Here is a 19,391-nt window from a genome sequence, read left to right as displayed (position 1 = left end):
GCAACTCATCTCATCGACTCGATGCCCCAGCGGCGAGGTAGCCCGCCGGCCCAGCGCGTCAGCGCGTCAGCGCGTCAGCGCGTCAGCGCGTCAGCGCGGGGTGCCGGAATTCGGCGATCCCAAACGTACTAATCACAACATTTTGTGATCTTTCGTCAGCAAACCTGGTTTCCCACAATTTCACCCATTAGTGTCCTGGATCACGTGCACCTTGCGCCGTCGTCCCCCGCGCCCCCGCTCGCGGACGCACGTGCCGCGTTTCGCACCGGCCTCGTATCGCCCAGGACTTCCCATGACAGTCACCACCGCTCCCCCGCGTCCCAAGCCCGACCCCGCACGCGGCACCGCCCCCAAGGAACCCGGCTTCGGCGCGCGCTACGCGCTCGTGTTGGTGGCGTTGGTCTGGGCCGCGCACCTCATGGCCGTGATCGGGCTGCTGGCCGGGAACGCGCAGTCGGATATCGCGATCCACTTCCGTACCACCGACATCGCGTGGTTCACCCTGTCGTCCGCCCTGGTCGGGACGTTCGTGACGCCGTTCGTCGTCAAGGCGGCGGGGGTGTACGGCAAGAAGCGGGTCATGGTGGTGATCACCGGCATCGGCTTGGTCGGCGACGTCATCGCGGCGACGGCCACCGGCTACGGCACGCTGATCCTCGGCCGTGCCGTCGCCGGCGTCTTCATCCCGGCGGGCGCGCTCGCGTACGCCCTCACGCGCGACGTCTTCCCCCGCCACCTGGTCGGCCCGGCGAGCGGGCTGCTGGGCGGCAGCGTCGGGCTGGTCGCCGTGGGCGGGCCGTTCCTGTCCGCGTGGCTGATCGACGACTTCGGGTTCCGGGGCGCGCTGTGGTTCATGGTCGTGGCGACCGCGTTCAGCCTGGTGGCGATGACGCTCTTCGTGCCGGAGAGCCCCGTACGCGAAGAACGCACCCCGGTCGACTGGGCCGGCGGGCTGCTGCTCGGCGGCGGACTCACCGCGGCGGTATACGGGCTCGGCGAGGGCTCCGACTGGGGCTGGACCAGCGGGCGCACGTTCGCGTTCGTCGGCGGCGGCCTGCTCGCGCTCGTCGCGTTCGTGGTCGTCGAAGGCCGCGTGGCGCATCCGATGTTCCCGCTGTCGCTGCTGTCGCGGCGACCGGTCTGGACGACCCTGCTGGCGACGTCGCTGGCCGCCGGCACCGCGTACACCGTCGGCACGGTCCTCTACCTGCTGGCCCTCATGCCCGGGGTTCCGGGCTTCTCCGACGGGCTGGGCTTCTCGGCGACGAAGAACGCCGTGATCAACGTGCCGAGCAGCGTTCTCGTGCTGGTGGTGGCGGTGACGACGGGCGCGCTCGCCCGGCGCATCGACGCGCGCCGGTTGCTGTCGTGCGGTTCGCTGCTGTTCGCGATCGCGTTCGCGCTGACCGCGCAGTTCCACCACTCCGCGACGCACCTGATGCTCGTGGGCATCGTGGGCGCGCTGGGCCTGGGGATGATCGTCGCGGTCGTGCCGATCCTGGTCATCGAGGCGGTGTCACCCCAGGAGCAGGCGCTCGGCAACGGCGCGCAGTCGATGATGCAGGGCATCGTGCAGGCGGTGGTCCTCCAGGTCACGTTCGTGGTGATGGCCCGCGACGGTGCGGTGCACCACGACGTGCTGTTCTACCGGGACGCCGGGTTCACGAACGCGTTCTGGGTGATCAGCGGCGTCGCGCTGCTCGCCGCGGGGGCCGCGTTGCTGATTCCGAGGCGCACGGGCCTGGACGAGGTCGACGCCGGGCAGGCGGAACCGGAGGAGGACCGCCTGCCCGCGGAATCGTGAACGCGCGGCCGTCGGGGCCGGCCGGGTCTACGGAATGCCGCCGTCCACGCGCAGCGTCGCCATCGTGGTGTAGCTGGACGCGTCCGAGATCAGGTAGAGCACCGAGCCGATGATCTCGGACGGTGTGCCGATGCGCTGGAGCGCGTGCGGGCGGACGCCCTCGGCGAGCGACTCGGGCTCCCAGTCGTGGGCGCTGGTGTCGAACGGCCCGGACATGAGGGTGTTGACGCGGACGGTCGGGCCGTACGCCTTGGCCAGCCCCTCGGTCATGGTGTTGAGGGCGGACTTGGCCATCGCGTACGGCAGGATCCCGGCGTTCGGGCGGATCGACCCGGTCGAACTCACGTTGACGATCGACCCGCCGCCCGCCGCCGCCATCCGCTCGCCGACCAGCACGGAGAGCCGGAAGGGGCCCTTCATGTTGAGGTTCATGACGGAGTCGAACAGCTTCTCGGACACCGATTCGAGCGAGTCGTACAGCGGCGACATCCCGGCGTTGTTGATCAGCACGTCCAGTCGGCCGAAGCGCTCGTACACCGCGTCGACCAGGCCGGGGAGCTGGTCCCAGCGGCCGATGTGCACGCTGTACGGCATCGCCTTCCGCCCGGTCTCCGCCTCGATCTCCCGGGCCACCTCGGCGCAGGCGTCGTGGTTGCGGCTGGCGATGACGATGTCCGCGCCGCAGCGCGCGGCGCCGAACGCCATCTCGCGGCCGAGGCCCTTGCTGCCGCCGGTGACAAGGACGACCTTGCCGGTCAAGTCGAAGAGTTCGTCCGCGAAGCCCACAGTGCTCCTCCCGCCGGCCTTCCCGAACGCTGTGCCCGGCCCGACCAACCGCAAGAATAATATTCTGGTCATGTAGAACATTAATCTGGCGCCGGTCGGCACACAAGACGGGGGCTTGCCGGAAGCACCCCGCCGGGACCCGGGAGTCCCGTGGTGGACGCGGCTTTTCCGGATCCCCGGCGGTCAGCCCTCCCGGCGCCCGTCGACGCGCCGGGGCAGCCCCAGCGGGTTCGCGTCGCGAAGCTCGGGCGGCAGCAGGGCCTCCGGCGTGCTCTGGTACGCGACCGGCCGCAGCCAGCGTTCGATCGCGGTCGTGCCGACCGAGGTCGAGGTGGAGGTCGTCGACGGGTACGGCCCGCCGTGGTGCTGCGCGGGTGCCACCGCCACCCCGGTCGGCCATCCGTCGACGACCACGCGCCCGGCCAACTCGGTGAGCCTGGCGAGGAGTTCGCGGACGTCCCCGGCACCCTCGGATTCGCGCGGAGAGACGTGCAGGGTGGCGGTCAGGTTGCCCGGCAGGCGGTCGAGTACGGCGTGCGCCTGCGCGTCGTCGGCGTAGCGCGCGACGACCGTGACCGGGCCGAAGCACTCCTCCAGCAGGGCGTCGTGGGTGTCGGCCGCGGCGAGCAGGTCGGCGGGCACGGTCAGGACACCCGCGCGGACGCCGTGGTCGCCGTCGGCACCCGCCGGGACGGGCGCGTCGACCCCGGGCAGGGCGAGGCGCGCGGCGGTCCCCGCGAGGAAGTTGTCGCGCATGCGGTGGTCGAGCAGGACACCGGGGGCCGTCGCGGCCACGGCACGCACGAGCGCGTCGACGAGGCGGTCGCCGTCGCCGCCGCCGGGCACGAGCACCAGGCCCGGCTTGACGCAGAACTGGCCCACGCCGAGCGTCATCGACGCGGCGAGGCCGGCGCCGATCTCGTCGGCGCGGTCGGCCGCGGCGGCGGCGGTGACGACGACGGGGTTGAGAGAACCGAGTTCGCCGTGGAAGGGAATGGGGTTCGGACGCGCGGCGGCGGCGTCGAACAGCGCGCGCCCGCCGCGTACCGAGCCGGTGAAGCCCGCGGCGGCGACCAGCGGGTGGCGGATCAGCGCGAGCCCGGCGTCGAAGCCGTGCACCAGCCCGACGACGGCGTCGGGCAGGCCGTGTGCGCCCGCGGCCTTGCGCAGCGCGGCCAGCACCGTTTCGGACGTCTCGGGGTGGTCGGGGTGCGCCTTGACGACGACCGGGCAGCCGGCCGCGAGCGCGCTGGCGGTGTCGCCGCCGGGGACGGAGAACGCGAGGGGGAAGTTGGACGCGGCGTAGACCGCGACCACGCCCAGCGGGACCTTGTAGCGGCGCAGGTCGGGCACCGGCGGCACGATCGCGTCGTCGGGGTGGTCGATGATGACGTCGAGGAATCCGCCGGCGTCGACGACGTCCGCGAAGGCGCGCAACTGGGTGCGGGTGCGGGCCAGTTCGCCGTTCAGACGGGCGGCCCCCAGCGCGGTCTCGGCATCGGCGGCGGCCACGATGCCCTCGCGTGCGGCGTCGAGTTCGTCGGCCGCGGAACGCAGGAACGCGGCGCGGGTGGGGCGGTCCGCGAGGGCGCCGCGCGCGGCGTGGGCGGCGCGGACGGCCGCGTCGACGTCCGCGGCCGAGGCTTCCGCGGCGACGTGCGCACGCTGTTCTCCGGTACGCGGGTCGACGCTCCATACGGGGGTTCCGGACACGGAAACGCCCTTCTCTTCCGTTGACAGGTGGTTGCCGGGGAGCCTAGCGTCTCGTCAGCATTTCGAACCACTGTCGAGATTTCGAACAAACGGTCCGGGAGTGCCCTACCCTCCCTACCGGACACCGGTTCGGTCGAGCGGCCCTCGCGCCGGGAAAGGCCCGTCCATGCGCATCACGCGGGTCGAAACGCACGTCGTCGGCACGCCCTGGCGGAACCTCACGTACGTGGTCGTGCACACCGACGAGGGGCTGACCGGCGTCGGCGAGACCCGCATGCTCGGCCACACCGACGCGTTGCGCGGCTATCTCGCCGAGGCCGGGACCAACCACATCCTCGGGTCGGATCCGTTCGCCATCGAGGACCTCGTGCGCCGCATGAAGTACGGCGACTACGGGCGCGCCGGCGAGATCGTCATGTCCGGCATCGCGTGCGTCGAGACGGCCTGCTGGGACATCAAGGGCAAAGCCCTCGGGGTGCCCGTCTGGCAGTTGCTGGGCGGCAAGGTCACCGACCGCGTCAAGGCGTACGCCAACGGCTGGTACACCACCGAGCGCACCCCGGAGGCGTACGCCGAGGCCGCTTGCGCGGTCGTCGCGCGCGGCTACCGGGCCCTGAAGATCGACCCGTTCGGCGCCGGGCACCTCGAACTGCCGTACGCGGAGACGATGTACGCGGTGTCGCTCATCGAGGCGGTCCGCGACGCGATCGGCCCGGAGACCGAGTTGATGCTGGAGATGCACGGCCGGTTCAGCCCCGCGACGGCGGTGCGCCTCGCCCGCGAGATGGCGCCGTTCCGTCCCGCGTGGATGGAGGAGCCGGTGCCGCCGGAGAACCTGCGGGCCCTGGCCAAGGTCGCCGACCGGGTCGACATTCCGGTGGCGACCGGCGAACGCATCCACGACCGCGTCGAGTTCCGCGAGCTGTTCGCCTCGCAGGCCGCCGACATCCTCCAGCCCGACGTGGGCCACATCGGCGGCATTTTGGAGACGCGCAAGCTCGCGGCCACCGCCGAAACGCACTACATGCTCGTCGCACCGCACAACGTCGGCGGCTCGGTGCTGACCGCCGCCTCGCTGCACCTCGGATTCAGCACACCGAACTTCAAGATCCTGGAACACTTCAACGACTTCGCCGACGCGGGCATCAAAAGCGTCGTCACCGGCGCGCCCGAAGTCGTCGACGGCTATTTCGAGATCAACGACACCCCCGGCCTCGGCGTCACCTTCGACGCCGACGCTGCCGCGGAATTCCCGCAGCAGCGCGCCCACTTCGACCTGTGGGCGGACGGATGGGAAAAGCGCGACCCGGAGGCACGGCGATGAACTTCAGCCCCAGGGCCCAGGCCCTCGTGATCGACCGCCCCGGCGAGTCGCGGATGACCGCCTATACGGCGTCCGCGCCGAAACCCGGCGACGTGCTGGTCCGCGTCCACGCGGTCGGCATCTGCGGCAGCGACCGCGAGGTGTTCCACGGCACCCGGCCCGAAGGGTACGTCCGCTACCCGGTCGTCCCCGGACACGAGTGGTCGGGGACCGTCGAGGCGGTCGGCGAAGGGGTGTCGGACGCCCTCACCGGGCGCCGGGTCGTCGCCGAGGGCTTTCGCAACTGCCAGGTGTGCGACCGGTGTCGGGCCGGTGAGACCAGCCTGTGCACGGCCGGCTACGAGGAGACCGGCTTCACGCTGCCCGGGGCGATGGCGGACACCGTCACCGTGCCGGCCCGGCTGCTGCACGTGCTGCCCGACGACGCCGACCCGACCGCGGCGGCCCTGCTGGAACCCGCCGCGTGCGCCGCCGCGGCGGCCCTGCGCGCCGACGTGCGCCCGGGGGAACGGGTCGCCGTCGTCGGCACCGGGACACTCGGCCTGCTCTCCCTCCAACTGCTCGCGGCCTCCTCCCCCGCGGAACTCCTCGCGGTGGGCCGGCACGCGGCGCACGCCGACCGCGCCCGGCGGTGCGGCGCCACCGCGTTCACCGAACCCGGCAGCGCACCCGGCGAGTTCGACGTCGTCGTGGAGGCCGCGGGGTCGCCCGGCAGCGCGCGAGCCGCCGCCGGGATGCTGCGGCGCGGAGGCCGCCTCGTCCTCACCGGCATCGCGGGCTCCGGCGCCGCGGGGCTCGACCCGACGGACCTCGTGGTGCGCCGACTGGACGTGCGCACCGTCTTCGGCGCGACACCCGCCGCGTGGGCGCACGCCGTACGCGCCTTCGCGGCCGGGCTGCTCGACCCGTCGCACCTGGTCACCCACCGGTTCCCGGTGACCGAGTTCGCCCGCGCCATCGAACTGGTGGGCGCCGACGATCCGGAGGTGGGCAAGGTGCTGCTGTTCCCGGGGGCCGTCCCGGAGCCGTCCCCGTGACTCCCGTTCCCTCCACCGCCGGTGACGCCCCGTCACCCTCACGCGCAAGGATGGCCGCCGAGCCCATGTCCTCCTCGCCCCCCGCCCCGTCGTCGGGCCGCAGGCGCCCCGGCGAACGACCGCTCGCCGCGGTCGGACTCGCCGCCCCCGCCGCCGATCCCGCCGACGCGTCGCCGCACGCCTTCCCGGACGGCGGCCTGTGGCGTACCGAAGTGCCGTCCGTGGAAGGCCCCGAGGCCCTGAGTGTGGTCCTGGAGGAGTCGGCGCGCCTCGGCGTCCCGGTCCACCGGGTCAGCCAGGGCAGCGGCGTCTGGATGCTGACCGACGCCGAGATCGCCGACATGGTCGGCATGTGCGCCGCGCGCGACATCGAACTGTGCCTGTTCACCGGCCCGCGCGGCACGTGGGACATCGGCGCGGGCACGCGCACGCCGTCCGGCGGCACGGGTCTGCGGGCCCGCGGCCACGACGCCCTCGCCGGGTGTGTCGAGGACGCCGTGCGGGCGACCGAACTGGGCGTGACATGCCTGCTGGTCGCGGACGAGGGCGTGCTGTGGACGCTGCACCGACTGCGCGTCGCCGGTGTCCTGCCCGCCGACACCACGTTCAAGGTGTCCGCGCTCATCGGCCCGGTCAACCCCGCGTCGTACGCGGTCTTCGAACACCTCGGCGGCGACTCGATCAACATCCCGTCGGACCTGACGCTGGATCACCTGACCGAGATCCGCCGGGTCAGCCGCGCGCCGATGGACCTCTACGTCGAGGCCCCCGACGACCTCGGCGGCTACGTGCGGATGTACGACGCGGCCGAACTCATCCGGCGCGGCGCCCCGCTGTACCTGAAGTTCGGCCTGTCGAAGGCCCCGGGGCTCTACCCGTCCGGCGCGCACCTGGGCGAGACCGTGCGCGCCACCGCACGCGAACGGGTCCGGCGCGGGCGGCTGGTGCTCGACCTGTTGGAGCGCCACGGCGCGGCGGACGGCATGTCGCCGCCCGGCGCGCGACGGCCCGGCGAGCTGCGGCGGTTCCCGGTGCCCGCCCCGGCGGTCTCCGCCCCCGCCGCCCCCGCCGCCCGCGGCGTCCCCGCGGAGAGCGGGGCGTAGTGGCCAGGCTCACGCCCGCGGTGACCCGGGCGTTGGACATCCTGGAGCTGTTCCTGGATGCGGAAGACCCGTTGTCCGCACCGCAGATCGTGCGGCGGCTCGGCCTGCCGCGCACCACGGTGCACGAGTTGCTGGTGACACTGGTCGCGCGGGGCTACCTCGTCCAGGAGCCCTCGGGCTACCGGCTGGGCGTCCGCGTTCACCAGCTCGGCAGCAGCTACGCCGAACGCCTCGACCTGGCCGCCGAGGGCCGGCACGTCGCGCGCGGCGTCGCGGAGTTGTGCGGCGAGACCGTGCACATCGGGGTCCTGGAGGGCACCGACGTCGTCTACATCGCGAAGGTCGACTCGACGCACGCGGTGCGCATGGTCTCCGCGACCGGCCGCCGCCTGCCCGCGCACTGCACGGCGGTGGGCAAGATGCTGCTGGCCTCGCTGTCCGACGACGCGTTGCGGGCACGCCTCCCCGAAGGCGTGCCCCTGCCCGCGATGACCGCCCGGAGCATCACCGAAACGCCCGCCCTGTTCGCGGAGTTGGCGGCGGCGCGCGAGCGCGGCACCGCGTCGGAGGACCGCGAGTCCAACGCCGACGTGTCCTGCGTGGCCGCGCCGGTGCGCGACCACGCGGGCGACGTCGTCGCGGCGCTGTCGATCTCGGTTCCGACGCTGCGGTGGAACGACGAACGCCGCGAGGAACTGCGGCGGTTGGCCGCCTCGGGGGCCGAGGAGCTGTCCGCCCGACTGGGATACCGGAGGTCCGGATGAGCCACGCCGTCGACGAAGTGCTGCGCGCCGCCGCCGAACTCGGCGAGGGGCCCACGTGGGATCCGGTCGCGCGGCGGCTGCTGTGGGTCGACATCCTCGGCGCGCGCGTGCACGCCTACGACCCCGTGTCCGGCACCGACCACGCGTTCGCCGCGAAGCAGCACGTGGGCGCGGCCAAGCCGCGTGCCGGCGGCGGCCTCGTCGTCAACCTCCGCGACGGCATCGGGCTGTACGACACCGCCGGTGGCTTCACGTGGCTGCACCACGACCCGGTCGCGGGCCGCCGGGGCAACGACGCCGCCGTGGCACCGGACGGCGCGCTGTGGGCCGGCACGATGCGGTACGACGAGGCGCCCGGCGGCGGCGCGTTGACCCGGATCGGCGCCGACGGCTCGGTGTCGGTCGTCGTCCCGGACGCCGCGGTGAGCAACGGCACCGGTTGGAGCCCCGACGGCGGGCTCATGTACTACGTCGACTCCCCCACCGGGCGCGTCGACGTGTTCACGTACGCCGACGGCCGTGCCCGGGACCGCCGTCCGTGGGTCGCGGTGGAGGACGGTGCCGGGTCGCCGGACGGCCTGACCGTGGACGCCGACGGCGCGGTGTGGGTCGCGCTGTGGGACGGCGGCGCGGTCCGGCGCTACACCCCCGACGGCCGCCTCGACCGCGAGATCCGGCTCCCGGTCCCGCGCCCGACGGCGTGCGGGTTCGGCGGCGCCGGTCTCACCGACCTGTACATCACCACCGCGCGGGTGGGGTTGGCCGATCCGGATCCGCTGTCGGGGTCGCTGCTGGTGCTGGCGGACGCCGGACAGGGGCTGCCGCTCCCGGCGTTCGCGGGATAGCCGGCCCCGCGGGACGGCCGTTCGCCCGGCGTCCCCCGACAGACCGTGAAGTGCCGTCCACCGCACCGGTGTTCGAGATCACGCGCACGGCACGACGGGCGTTGTCACCGGGCCGCGGTCCCGAAGCGGTACTCGGTCGCCGACCGGAAGACCTCCCCCGGACGCAGCACCGTCGAGGGGTATTCCGGCCGGTTGGGCGCGTCGGGGAAGTGCTGGGTCTCCAGGCAGACGGCGGTGTGCGGGCCGTGCGGGGGCCCGAGATGGTTCGCGGTGTAGACCTGGATCCCCGGTTCCGTCGTCCACGTCTCCATGACCCGGCCCGACCCCGGGTCGGCGAGGCGGGCGACCGGGCGGGGCCGCGTCGTGCGCCCGCCGCGCAGCACGAAGCAGTGGTCGACGCCTCGCGCCGCGGCGATGCCGGGGTGGGTGTCACGCAGCGCGTCCACGAGCTTCCCGCCCAGCGCGAACGGCGTTCCCGCGGTGGGCGCGGGCGCGCCGAGCGGGATCGCGGCGGCGTCGACGGGCAGGTACGCGTCGGCGTCGACGGCGAGTTCGTGGCCGTCGACGGGCCCGCCCGCCGCGAGGTTCCAGTAGGCGTGCTGCGTGAGGTTGACGACCGTCGGCCGGTCGGTCGTGGCCCGGTACGCGATGCCGAGAACGCCGTTTCGGTCGAGGCTGTAGGTGACCTCGACGTCCAGGTCGCCGGGGAATCCCATGTCGCCGTCGGGGCTGCGCAGTCGCAGCACCACGCCCGCGCGGTCGGCGTCGTCGAAGCCGGCCGCGGCCCAGACGCGGCGGTGGAACCCGTCGGGACCGCCGTGCAGTGTGGTGGTGCCCTCGTTGGCCGGGAGGCGGAACTCGGTTCCGTCCAGGGAGAATCGGGCGTGGGCGATGCGGTTGGCGTAGCGGCCGACGAGCGCGCCGAGGTAGGCCTCGTCCGCCGCGTACGCGTCGACCGACGGCAGTGCGAGGACGACGTCGCCGAGCACGCCGTCGCGGTCCGGGACGCGGCACGCGTGCAGGATGCCGCCGTACGTCAGCACGGCGATCTCGGACGCGCCCGGCCCGCCGGGGCTTTCGATGGTCCAACGCTCCACCGGGGTTCCGTCGGGTGCGGCACCGAAGGGGCGGCGGGTGACCGTCGTCGACATGACTCGCGTCCTCGTTCCGCGTGCGGTGGTGGTGGTCGGGGCGTGCCGCTCTCAGGATGATCTCCGGCGGACGCGGTTGTCGCCGCCGGAACGGTCATGCGGGGAGGCGTGGTTCCCGGATGCGGCGCGCTGTCGTGTGGTCGCGCGACCCGGGCGGCTCCCGGGTCACCCACGGCGCCCTTCGGGCGGCACCGGCCCGGCACCGGGTGCCGCGGTGACGGTGAGGCAGCGTGGTTCGGGAAGTCCCGTGCGCGCCGCGGCCGTTCGTACGGCCTCGGCGATCTGCGGTCGGCGCGCGGCGTCGACGAGCGCGAGCACCGAGCCGCCGAACCCGCCGCCGATCATGCGTGCCCCGTACGCCCCCGCGGCGACGGCCGCCGCGGCGGCGGTGTCGAGCTCGGTGCCGCTCACCTCGTAGTCGTCGCGGAGCGAGCGGTGGGCGGCGTCGAGCAGTGGCCCGACGCGGCGCGGGTCGGCGCCCTCGGTGAGCAGGGCCACCGTGGCGAGGACGCGGGCGTTCTCGGTGACGACGTGCCGGACGCGTGCCGCGATCCGGTCGTCCAGGCCGGCGAGCGCGGCCGGGAGGTCGTCGGTTGCGAGGTCGCGCAGGGACGCGATGCCGAGGGCCCGGCACGCCTCGGCGCATTCGCGGCGGCGGCGGGCGTACGCGCCGTCCACGAGCCGGTGCGGGGCACGCGTGTCGATCACGAGGAGTTCGAGCCCGAACCGCTCGGGAGCGAACGGAATGTGACGGAAGGTCATGTCACGGGTGTCGAGGAACAGCAGGTGCCCGGCACGGGACAGCAGCGCGGCGGACTGGTCCATCGCCCCGCACGGCACGCCCACGAAGTCGTTCTCGGCGCGACGCGCGACGTCGACCAGGGCCGGCACCGGCAGCCCCAGCCCCCACAAGGCGTCGAGGGCCCCGGTCACCGCGCACGCGAGCGCGGCCGACGACGACAGCCCGGCGCCCTGCGGCACGTCCCCGTCGAGGTGGATGTCGACACCGGCCACCGGCAGCCCGCGGCGGCGCATCTCCCGCACCACGCCCACGGCGTATGCGGCACCGCCCGGCACCGTGCCCGGCTCGGGGTCGGCGAGCCGGACGACGGCGGGCGGTCCCGGGAATTGCGCGGACGCGACGCGCACGAGGTCGTCGGCGCGCGCGGCGACGGTGGCGGTGACACCGTACGGGATCGCCGCCGGAAGCACGAACCCGCCGTTGTAGTCGGTGTGTTCGCCGATGAGGTTGACGCGGCCGGGGGCGCGCCACGCGAGCGTGGGAGGCCGGCCGAGGACCTCGGCGAAGGCGCGCGGCGTCACGACCCCTCCGGCCCCGCCTCGGCCGTGCCCGCGACGGCCGCCGCGGGGCCCGTTCGCTCGTCAGCACGGTGGAACGCCCACGCGTCGGCGATGATCCCGGCCAGGTCGCGGTGTTCGGGCCGCCAGCCGAGGAACGCGGCGGCGCGGTCGGCCGCGGCGACCAGGACGGCGGGGTCGCCCGCGCGGCGCGGCCCCTGCCGCTCGGGGATCTCCCGACCCGTCACCCGCCGTGCGGTCTCGATGACGTCGCGGACGGAGAACCCGACGCCGTTCCCGAGGTTGCAGACCTCGTGCCGCCCGGGCGTCGCGGCGTCGAGGGCGAGCACGTGCGCCCGGGCGAGGTCGGCGACGTGGATGTAGTCGCGGACGCACGTCCCGTCCGGGGTGTCCCAGTCGGTGCCGTGGACGACGATGTGCTCGCGCAGCCCCCGGGCGACCTCCAGCACGAGCGGGACGAGGTGCGTCTCGCGGGCGTGCCGTTCGCCGAAGTCCCCGTGCGCGCCCGCGACGTTGAAGTAGCGCAGCGACACCGCGGCGAGCCCGTACGCGGTCGCGTGGGAGCCGATCATGTGGTCCACGGCGAGTTTCGTCGCACCGTACGGATTGGTCGGCTGGGTCGCGGACGTCTCGGCGATCGGGACTTCGGCCGGGTCGCCGTAGACCGCGGCGGTCGAGGAGAAGACGAACCTCGGCACGCGGTGCGCGCGGACCGCGTCCAGCAGGGCGGTGGTGCCGCCGACGTTCGCGTGCCAGTAGGCGGCGGGGTCCGCGACGGAGTCGGCGACCACGGAGCGCGCGGCGAAGTGCAGTACGGCGTCGAAGGGTTCGCGCGCGAGTACGTCGCCGGCCGCGCGCACATCCGCCTCGACGAACCGCGCGCCGTCCGGGACGGCGTCGCGGTGCCCGGTGGACAGGTCGTCCAGCACGGTGGCCTCGTGGCCCGCCGCGAGCAGCATCGCCGTGGTCACCGATCCGATGTACCCGGCGCCGCCGGTCACCATGACCCGCATCACGCGGCCTCCTCGTCGCCGCGCAGCAGCGCCGCGGCGTGCTCGGGAGCGATGTCGTTGATGAAGACGTCCATGCCGGACTCGGACCCGGCCGGGTACTTCAACTTCCCGGGGGCGCGCCGGGTGGAGAACAACTCCAGGTGCAGCCACGCGGATTCGCGGTCGCGGCGGACGGGCGCCTGGTGCCATGCGGCGATGTAGGGCATGCGCACCCCGAAGACCCGGTCCAGACCGCGCAGGATCTCCGGGTACACCACGGCGAGGTCGTCGCGCTCGGCGCCGTCGAGGGCCGGCAGGTCCGGTACGTGCCGCAGCGGATACAGGTGGACCTCGAACGGCCACCGCGCGGCGGCCGGTACGAACGCGGCCCAGCGTTCCGTGCGCGCCACCAGGCGGACGCCGTGGGCGAGTTCGGCGTTGAGCCGGTCCTCGTGGAGATTCCGTCCGGTGCGTTCCCGGTGGTCGCGCACGTTCGCCAGCATCCGGCGGGTGCGCGGCGTGACGAAGGGGTAGCCGAAGATCTGGCCGTGCGGGTGCGCCAGGGTCACGCCGATCTCCTCCCCGCGGTTCTCGAAGGGGAAGACCTGTTCTACATCGGGGAGTTCGGACAACGCGGTGGTGCGGTCGCACCACGCGTCGACGACCGTGCGCACCCGCTTCGCGGGCAGGTCGGCGAACGACGCCTCGTGGTCGCTGGTGAAGCACACCACCTCGCACCGGCCGCTGCCGCCGCGCACCGCGAACAGCCCCGGCGTGTCGGGGGTCCGCCCCGGCGTTCGGCTCGCCCGGCCGGCGGCTGCGGCGAGGGATGGGAACCGGTTCTCGAAGACCGCCACGTCGTACCCGCGCGCGGGAATCTCCGAGAGCCGGTCGGCCGTGGACGGGCACAGCGGGCACGCGTCGTCGCCGGGCAGATGCGTCCGGCCCTGCCGGTGGGTGGCCACGACCACCCATTCGTCGCGCAGGGCGTCGTACCGCAGTTCGGACACGGGCCGGTGTGGCGCGAGGTCGCGGCGGTCCGCCGGCACGCCGTCCCCCGGGACCGGGCCGTCGAAGTAGTAGAGCAGTTCGCGGCCGTCCGCGAGCCGCGTCGTCACGCGTTGCATGACTCCGCCTTCATGGTCGAGGGGGCTCGTGCCCCGCCGGAGCCGCCGTGCTCCGCCGCACGACCAGGCGCGGCGCGACGTGCTCCGTGCCCGGTGACGGCCTCCCCCCGGCCGGCACTTGGTCCAGCAGCAGCCGTACGCTCGCCTGCCCGATCGCCGCGAAGTCCTGGTCCACGGTGGTCAGCGGCGGCGGGAAGTACGCCGACTCGGGGATGTTGTCGAAACCGACGACGCTGACGTCCCCGGGCACGTCGCGCCCGGCCTCCCGCAGGGCGCGCAGCAGACCCAGGGCCATCTGGTCGTTCGCGACGAACACCGCCGTCGTGTCCGGGTCTTCGGCCAGCGCGCGGCCCAGCCGGTACCCGCTCTCCGCGGTCCAGTCGCCGTGCACCGCGCGCGGTGCCGGGCGCCCGGCGGCGTCGAGTACCCGCCGCCACGCCCGGGCGCGATGGCGCGCGGGGAACGAGCCCTCCGGGCCCGCGAGGTGGACGACCGTGCGGTGCCCCAGCCCGAGCAGGTGCTCGACCGCGGAGGCCGCGCCCGCGCCGTGGTCGGTCTGCACGCCCGGGAGCCGGTTGTCCTCGTCCCCGTCGATGACGACCACCGGCATACCGCTCGGCAGCGCCAACCGGGCGTCCAGCACGTCCGCCTGATGGACGATCACCCCGTCCACGTCGTGCCGCCCGACCCGGTCGAACGCCTCCCCCACCGCCGCGCCGGTGTGCTCGCGCGCGGTCACGACATGCACCGAATACCCCCGGCCCTGCGCGGCCTCGACGACCGCCTCCAGCGCCCGGGCGTTGCCGTACGTCCGCAGGTCGAAGCTGATGACGCCGATCATCCGGTTGTGCCCGGTCGCCAACGCCCGCGCGGCGGTGTTCGGCCGGTACCCGACCTCCCGCATCGCCCGCCGCACCCGGGACTCGGTCTCCGGATCGACCCGCGCGCTGCCGTTGACGACCCGCGACACCGTCTGCGCCGAGACCCCGGCCAACGCCGCGACATCCGCCATGGACGCCCGCGCCGCCCCGAGCCGCGCCTTGGGTGCGGCTTTCCGAGAGCCGGCCATACACCCGCCCTTCACGTCGCCTGATGCCTTCGGAGGGAATGTTTGCGCAAACATAACCTACTCCCCTAGTCACCCACCAGCCCTGCCCGCAGCGGGCTTGCCCATCTCACGGTCCTGTACGTACGGTGTACGTACAGCCGAATCGCCTCTCACGCGGGAGCAGGGCGGCACCTCGCTCCCGCGGACCGGAGAACCCATCGTGAGCGCCGAAACAACAAAGCACTCGACGTCCCACCACCCGAAACCACCGACACTCCCCAGGACCGGTCGACGCACCACCGCCGGAACTTCCCGGCTCGAACTTCGCATCGCCCCACAGGACAAGCAGTTGTTCGAGCGCGCCGCACGTGCCAGCAGGGTCACCACCACGGCGTTCGTGTTGGAAGCCACCCGGCAAGCGGCCGAGGACGTCCTGCGCCGCGAGCAAGTAACCGTGGTTCCAGCGGACTTCTACGAGGCAATGATCGCCTCGCTGGATGTTCCGGCCGAGCGCAACAAGCCCTTGGCCGAGGCCGCGCGGCGCCGCCGCGCCATCATCGAACGGAAGTAGCGAGGCACCGCACGTGTACGAATCAATGCCGTTGGGCGACGACCACGTGCTCGACACGTTCGACTGCGGCAGGCCCGAACTGAACCTGTGGTTACGCGACAGTGCTCGGCACACCACACGCGACAACACCGCGCGAACGTTCGTGTGGTGCGGACACGACGGTGCAAACGTCCTGGCGTACTTCTCCCTTGCCGGACACATCGTCGAGAAGGAGGAACTGCCTTCTTCCCGCATGCGAAGAGGCAGCCCCGACCAGTCGCCTGCGGTCCTGCTCGCCCGACTCGCGCTCGACAAGACCTTGCAGGGCCGCAATCTCGGCGGTGTCCTCCTCGCCGACGCGTTGGAGCACATCGCTCAGGCAGTACGACTCGTGGCGGCACGATTCGTGTTGGTCGACGCGATCGACGAAGGTGCCGCAACGTACTACGAGCGGTACGGGTTCAAACGCATCGCCGGAGACACCCGGCTCTTTCGCAAGGTCAGCGATATCGTCGCCGATCTCGGCGGGTGAACCTGCGGGGTGCGGGTGAACACCCGCTGGACCCGGGATATTCCGGGTGCAGCGGGTGTTCGTGGTCGAGATCGTCAGCGGCGCAGCTTGGCGAAGTCCCAGCTGACCGTCTTCTCCGGAGTCAGGCGGAGCCAGCCGTGGCGACCGTCGTAGCGGAACTCGCCGTTGGCGTACTTGTCGCCGAACAGGCGCTCGGGCTCGACGAGTTCGTCGACCGGCTCGCCCGTGCGGGGGATCTCTCCGACGGCTTCCGCGCGGCCCTGGAGTTCGACGCCGCGCAGACTCAGGAAGTCCTTGCCGCCGTCGTCCACGACCACGCTGACGCGGGGGTCGCGCTCCAGGTCGATCCAACGCCGGCTGCGGGTCAGGGAGTTGAGCCACAGCGAGGTGCCGTCCCACACGAACCACAGCGCGGTGGCGTGCGGGCTGCCGTCGGCCCCGACGGTCGCGACGCGGCAGATCGCCGCCTCGCGCAGGAACGCGTCGCGCTCGTCCGCCGTCATCGCGATGGCCCTGCCCTTGCGCTGCCCGGTGTCCTCCCGGACGTCCCGCTCGGTCACAACCCGACCTCCTGCGCGGCCAGTGTCCACAGCCACGCGGCGTAGTCGTGCAGGCCTCGGCCGAGCCCGGCGTCCATCTTGCCGCCCAGCGAACGGACGTAGCTGCCCTCCAGCAGCGATGCCAGCCGGAAGCACGCCAGCACCTGGAACCACCGGAAGCCGGTGGTGTCGCGGCCGGTCAGCTTGCCGTAGTACTCGACCAGTTCGGCCCGGCTCGGCATGCCCTCCCACGGCTGGAGCTGCGGGTCGCTGCCGGGCGGGTCGCCGGCCTCGCGCCACGCGGTGAGGATCCACGCCAGGTCCAGCAGCGGGTCACCGAGGCTCGTCATCTCCCAGTCGACGATCGCCGCGAGCTCGGGAGCGTCGTGCTTGAACATGACGTTCGCGAACTGGAGGTCGCCGTGCACGAAGCCGATGTGCACGTCGCCGGGCGCGTTCGCCTTGAGCCAGTCGCTGATCGGGTCGACCATGGGCGACTCGGTCTCGCGGTATCCCTCGGTCTCGCGGTACGCGTGCAGGTTCCGCAGGTAGCGGGCGACCTGGCGCTGGGCCCAGTCCTCGGTCTTGCTGAGGTCGCCGAGACCGACATCGTCCGGGTTCACCGCGGCGAGCTTCGCGGCCCCGCCCACGAGTTCGAAGGCGAGTTTGCGGCGCCATTCGAGGTCGGTGCCGTACGTGCCGGGCAGTTGCCCCCTCGGCATGAACCCGTCGATCTTCTCCAGAACGGAGAACGGCACGCCGATGACCGAGTCGTCGACGCTGTACCCGTGCAGGCGCGGGTGCGGCACGTCGGTGCCGGACAGGGCGGTGAGAACGCGGCTCTCGCGGATGAACGGCCCCGCGGCCTCGGGGCCCGCGTACCGCCCGGGACGGCGCAGGACCAGCTCGGTGCCGTCCGCCCGCGTCATCGTGAACAGCAGGTTCTGCGCGCCGCCGGTCAGGCGCGTCAGGGACTCGACCGGCCCCTCGCCCGGGAGTTCGCCGAGCTGCGACCACTGGTTGAGGCGGTCGAGGTCGACGAGGGGGGCGTCCGGCTTCTTGGGGGATTCGGTCACTTGGCGCCGTCCGTTCCCTTGAGCACGTCCGCGTACTTCGCGCGGGCCTCGGCCAGGCGCGTCGGGATGTGCTCCGAACCGAACAGCTTGTCCTCGGCCGGGACGGCGTGCTTGAGCAGCAGCTTCGCGACGACGTCCTTGTGCGCCTCGGTCGGGCCGTCCGCCACGCCGAGCACCGGACCGGCGTTCCACCAGCGGATGATCGGCAGCTCGTTCGACGCACCGAGCGCGCCGTGCAGGTGCATGTTGCGGTACATGATGTCGACGAGCGTCTTCGGGGTCGCGGACTTCACCGCGGAGATGTGCAGGCGCGCCAGCTCGGCGTGCGCCGGGTCGCCGGTCTCCTTCGAGCGGTCGACCTGCCACGCGGCGTGCAGGGTCTGGAGGCGGAACTGCTCCAGCTGGATCCAGGTGTCGGCCAGGTCCTGGCGCACGGACTGCTGCGCCGAGAGCACCTTGCCGCGCGTCGTCCGGCTGACCACGCGCTCGGTCATCATCTCCAGCGCGCGCTTGCACAGGCCGATGGAGCGCATCGCGTGGTGCAGCCGGCCGCCGCCGAGGCGGGTCTGCGCGATCGCGAAGCCGGCGCCGGGCTCGCCGAGGCAGTTCTCCGCCGGCACGCGCACGTCGGTGAACTGGAGGTAGCCGTGGGCGCCTTCCTCACCGAGCTTCTCGCCGCTCAGGCCGGTGCCGCGGATCATCTCCATACCGGGGGTGCCGGCGGGGATGAGCAGCATCGACGAGCCGCGGTGCACGGGGACGTCGGGGTCGGTGATGACCATCGCGATGACGAACGCGGCGTACGGGTAGTTCGACGCGAACCACTTCTGGCCGTTGATGACCCACTCGTCGCCGTCCCGGACCGCGGTGCAGCTGAAACCGCCCGGGTCGGAACCGCCGGTGGGCTCGGTCATCGCGTACGTCGAGACGATCTTGCCGGCAAGCAGCGGCTCCAGGAATTCCTTCTTCTGCCGCTCGTTGCCGTAGTGGGCCAGGATCTCGGCGTTGCCCGAGTCGGGCGCCTGGGTGCCGAAGATCATCGGCGCCCACGAGGTCCGCCCGAGGATCTCGTTGAGCAGCCCCAGCTTGACCTGGCCCATGCCCATCCCGCCGAGGTGCGGCGGCAGGTGCGCGGCCCACAGCCCCTGGTCCCGGACCTTCTGCTGCATGGGCTTGATGACCTTGTGGAAGACCTCGCTGTCCCGGTCGTACGGCTCGCCGTGGCCCGGGAAGAGGATGTCGATCAGCTCGACCTCCTCCTTGACGAACTTGGCCACCCAGTCGAGTTTGGCCTGGAATTCAGGTTCCGTGCTGAAATCCCACATCGGGCGGCTCCTTCTGCCTCGGCGGTGATACGGGCGACTTCACGACGCGGCGGCGAGCACGCGTGGAATGTCCTTCGCAACATAGCAGAATGACATTCTTCTCTCCAGGAATGTTCATCTTGCGAGGATCGGAGACCCCGCGCGGACGCCGGGCCACGGCATGCCCACCGTGGCGAACACCACAGCCCCCGGGCGGTCTCGGGGCGTGCAGGCCGGGGCCGCGGACGAGGCGTGCAAGCGGGCCGCGCCACGGGCCGACATCACCGTGGCGGTCCGCGCCGGGACCCACCCGGCAGAGCGGTCGCGCGCAAGGCGCCGGCGGGCCGCGCGGGGCCGATCCGCTGGTCGGAGCGAC

The 19,391-nt window shown here is 72.9% G+C and carries 18 protein-coding genes; 8 read left to right on the top strand and 10 right to left on the bottom strand.

The annotated features are described in order from the left end of the window. Window positions 1–292: 292 nt before the first annotated feature. On the top strand, window positions 293–1,804 hold the full coding sequence (locus LO772_RS29240) for an MFS transporter (protein WP_231775018.1): 1,512 nt from the start codon (window positions 293–295) through the stop codon (window positions 1,802–1,804). A gap of 27 nt (window positions 1,805–1,831) precedes the next feature. Here LO772_RS29240 and LO772_RS29235 read toward each other — a convergent pair whose 3' ends face one another. Together LO772_RS29235 and LO772_RS29230 are read right to left on the bottom strand one after the other, a co-directional pair. After that, window positions 1,832–2,590 (bottom strand): SDR family NAD(P)-dependent oxidoreductase, encoded by a 759-nt coding sequence (locus LO772_RS29235; protein WP_231775017.1) that lies wholly within the window; start codon window positions 2,588–2,590, stop codon window positions 1,832–1,834. Window positions 2,591–2,773: 183 nt separating this feature from the next. Then, the gene (locus LO772_RS29230) at window positions 2,774–4,303 is read right to left on the bottom strand and encodes an aldehyde dehydrogenase (NADP(+)) (RefSeq protein WP_231775016.1); all 1,530 of its coding nucleotides are present in this window, start codon (window positions 4,301–4,303) and stop codon (window positions 2,774–2,776) included. Window positions 4,304–4,469: 166 nt separating this feature from the next. Between LO772_RS29230 and LO772_RS29225 the strand changes: the two genes are divergently transcribed. From LO772_RS29225 to LO772_RS29205, 5 genes are all read left to right on the top strand, one after another. Further along, the gene (locus LO772_RS29225) at window positions 4,470–5,627 is read left to right on the top strand and encodes a mandelate racemase/muconate lactonizing enzyme family protein (RefSeq protein ID WP_231775015.1); all 1,158 of its coding nucleotides are present in this window, start codon (window positions 4,470–4,472) and stop codon (window positions 5,625–5,627) included. Then, window positions 5,624–6,664, top strand: a complete 1,041-nt coding sequence (locus LO772_RS29220; protein ID WP_231775014.1) for a zinc-dependent alcohol dehydrogenase — start codon at window positions 5,624–5,626, stop codon at window positions 6,662–6,664. Before LO772_RS29225 ends, LO772_RS29220 begins: the two co-directional genes overlap by 4 nt. A gap of 65 nt (window positions 6,665–6,729) precedes the next feature. Continuing rightward, on the top strand, window positions 6,730–7,767 hold the full coding sequence (locus tag LO772_RS29215; protein ID WP_231775013.1) for a hypothetical protein: 1,038 nt from the start codon (window positions 6,730–6,732) through the stop codon (window positions 7,765–7,767). Next, window positions 7,767–8,531 carry an IclR family transcriptional regulator gene (locus LO772_RS29210; RefSeq protein ID WP_231775012.1) on the top strand — a complete coding sequence of 255 codons (765 nt, stop codon included), beginning with the start codon at window positions 7,767–7,769 and terminating at the stop codon, window positions 8,529–8,531. Before LO772_RS29215 ends, LO772_RS29210 begins: the two co-directional genes overlap by 1 nt. After that, entirely contained in the window at window positions 8,528–9,376 is an 849-nt protein-coding gene (locus tag LO772_RS29205; protein WP_231775011.1) for an SMP-30/gluconolactonase/LRE family protein, read from the top strand. Before LO772_RS29210 ends, LO772_RS29205 begins: the two co-directional genes overlap by 4 nt. 104 nt (window positions 9,377–9,480) lie before the next feature. Here LO772_RS29205 and LO772_RS29200 read toward each other — a convergent pair whose 3' ends face one another. From LO772_RS29200 to LO772_RS29180, 5 genes are all read right to left on the bottom strand, one after another. Continuing rightward, on the bottom strand, window positions 9,481–10,527 hold the full coding sequence (locus tag LO772_RS29200; RefSeq protein ID WP_231775010.1) for an aldose epimerase family protein: 1,047 nt from the start codon (window positions 10,525–10,527) through the stop codon (window positions 9,481–9,483). Between the two features lie 165 nt (window positions 10,528–10,692). Beyond that, window positions 10,693–11,850, bottom strand: coding sequence for a galactokinase (gene galK / locus LO772_RS29195; protein ID WP_231775009.1), 1,158 nt, complete (start codon window positions 11,848–11,850; stop codon window positions 10,693–10,695). Then, window positions 11,847–12,860, bottom strand: a complete 1,014-nt coding sequence (galE, locus tag LO772_RS29190; protein ID WP_231779775.1) for a UDP-glucose 4-epimerase GalE — start codon at window positions 12,858–12,860, stop codon at window positions 11,847–11,849. Before galE ends, galK begins: the two co-directional genes overlap by 4 nt. After that, window positions 12,860–13,966: a galactose-1-phosphate uridylyltransferase gene (gene galT / locus LO772_RS29185; RefSeq protein ID WP_231775008.1), complete on the bottom strand. Its 1,107-nt coding sequence runs from the start codon at window positions 13,964–13,966 to the stop codon at window positions 12,860–12,862. The genes galE and galT overlap by 1 nt, the downstream gene beginning before the upstream one ends. A 10-nt stretch (window positions 13,967–13,976) precedes the next feature. Continuing rightward, the gene (locus LO772_RS29180; RefSeq protein ID WP_231775007.1) at window positions 13,977–15,035 is read right to left on the bottom strand and encodes a LacI family DNA-binding transcriptional regulator; all 1,059 of its coding nucleotides are present in this window, start codon (window positions 15,033–15,035) and stop codon (window positions 13,977–13,979) included. 199 nt (window positions 15,036–15,234) lie between these two features. Between LO772_RS29180 and LO772_RS29175 the strand changes: the two genes are divergently transcribed. Both LO772_RS29175 and LO772_RS29170 read left to right on the top strand, forming a co-directional pair. After that, window positions 15,235–15,585 (top strand): type II toxin-antitoxin system TacA family antitoxin, encoded by a 351-nt coding sequence (locus tag LO772_RS29175; RefSeq protein ID WP_231775006.1) that lies wholly within the window; start codon window positions 15,235–15,237, stop codon window positions 15,583–15,585. 13 nt (window positions 15,586–15,598) lie between these two features. Then, on the top strand, window positions 15,599–16,096 hold the full coding sequence (locus tag LO772_RS29170; protein ID WP_231775005.1) for a hypothetical protein: 498 nt from the start codon (window positions 15,599–15,601) through the stop codon (window positions 16,094–16,096). Window positions 16,097–16,170: 74 nt separating this feature from the next. Here LO772_RS29170 and LO772_RS29165 read toward each other — a convergent pair whose 3' ends face one another. Genes LO772_RS29165 through LO772_RS29155 form a run of 3 tightly spaced genes read right to left on the bottom strand, consistent with a single transcriptional unit; the run spans window position 16,171 to window position 19,036 of the window. Beyond that, window positions 16,171–16,599, bottom strand: a complete 429-nt coding sequence (locus tag LO772_RS29165) for a pyridoxamine 5'-phosphate oxidase family protein (protein ID WP_231779774.1) — start codon at window positions 16,597–16,599, stop codon at window positions 16,171–16,173. 53 nt (window positions 16,600–16,652) lie between these two features. Then, window positions 16,653–17,711: a phosphotransferase family protein gene (locus LO772_RS29160; protein WP_231775004.1), complete on the bottom strand. Its 1,059-nt coding sequence runs from the start codon at window positions 17,709–17,711 to the stop codon at window positions 16,653–16,655. Next, the gene (locus LO772_RS29155) at window positions 17,708–19,036 is read right to left on the bottom strand and encodes an acyl-CoA dehydrogenase family protein (protein WP_231775003.1); all 1,329 of its coding nucleotides are present in this window, start codon (window positions 19,034–19,036) and stop codon (window positions 17,708–17,710) included. Before LO772_RS29155 ends, LO772_RS29160 begins: the two co-directional genes overlap by 4 nt. Window positions 19,037–19,391 lie beyond the last annotated feature (355 nt).

Source organism: Yinghuangia sp. ASG 101 (assembly GCF_021165735.1).
Lineage (GTDB): Bacteria > Actinomycetota > Actinomycetes > Streptomycetales > Streptomycetaceae > Yinghuangia.
This window is presented reverse-complemented; position numbering and strand designations above follow the sequence as displayed.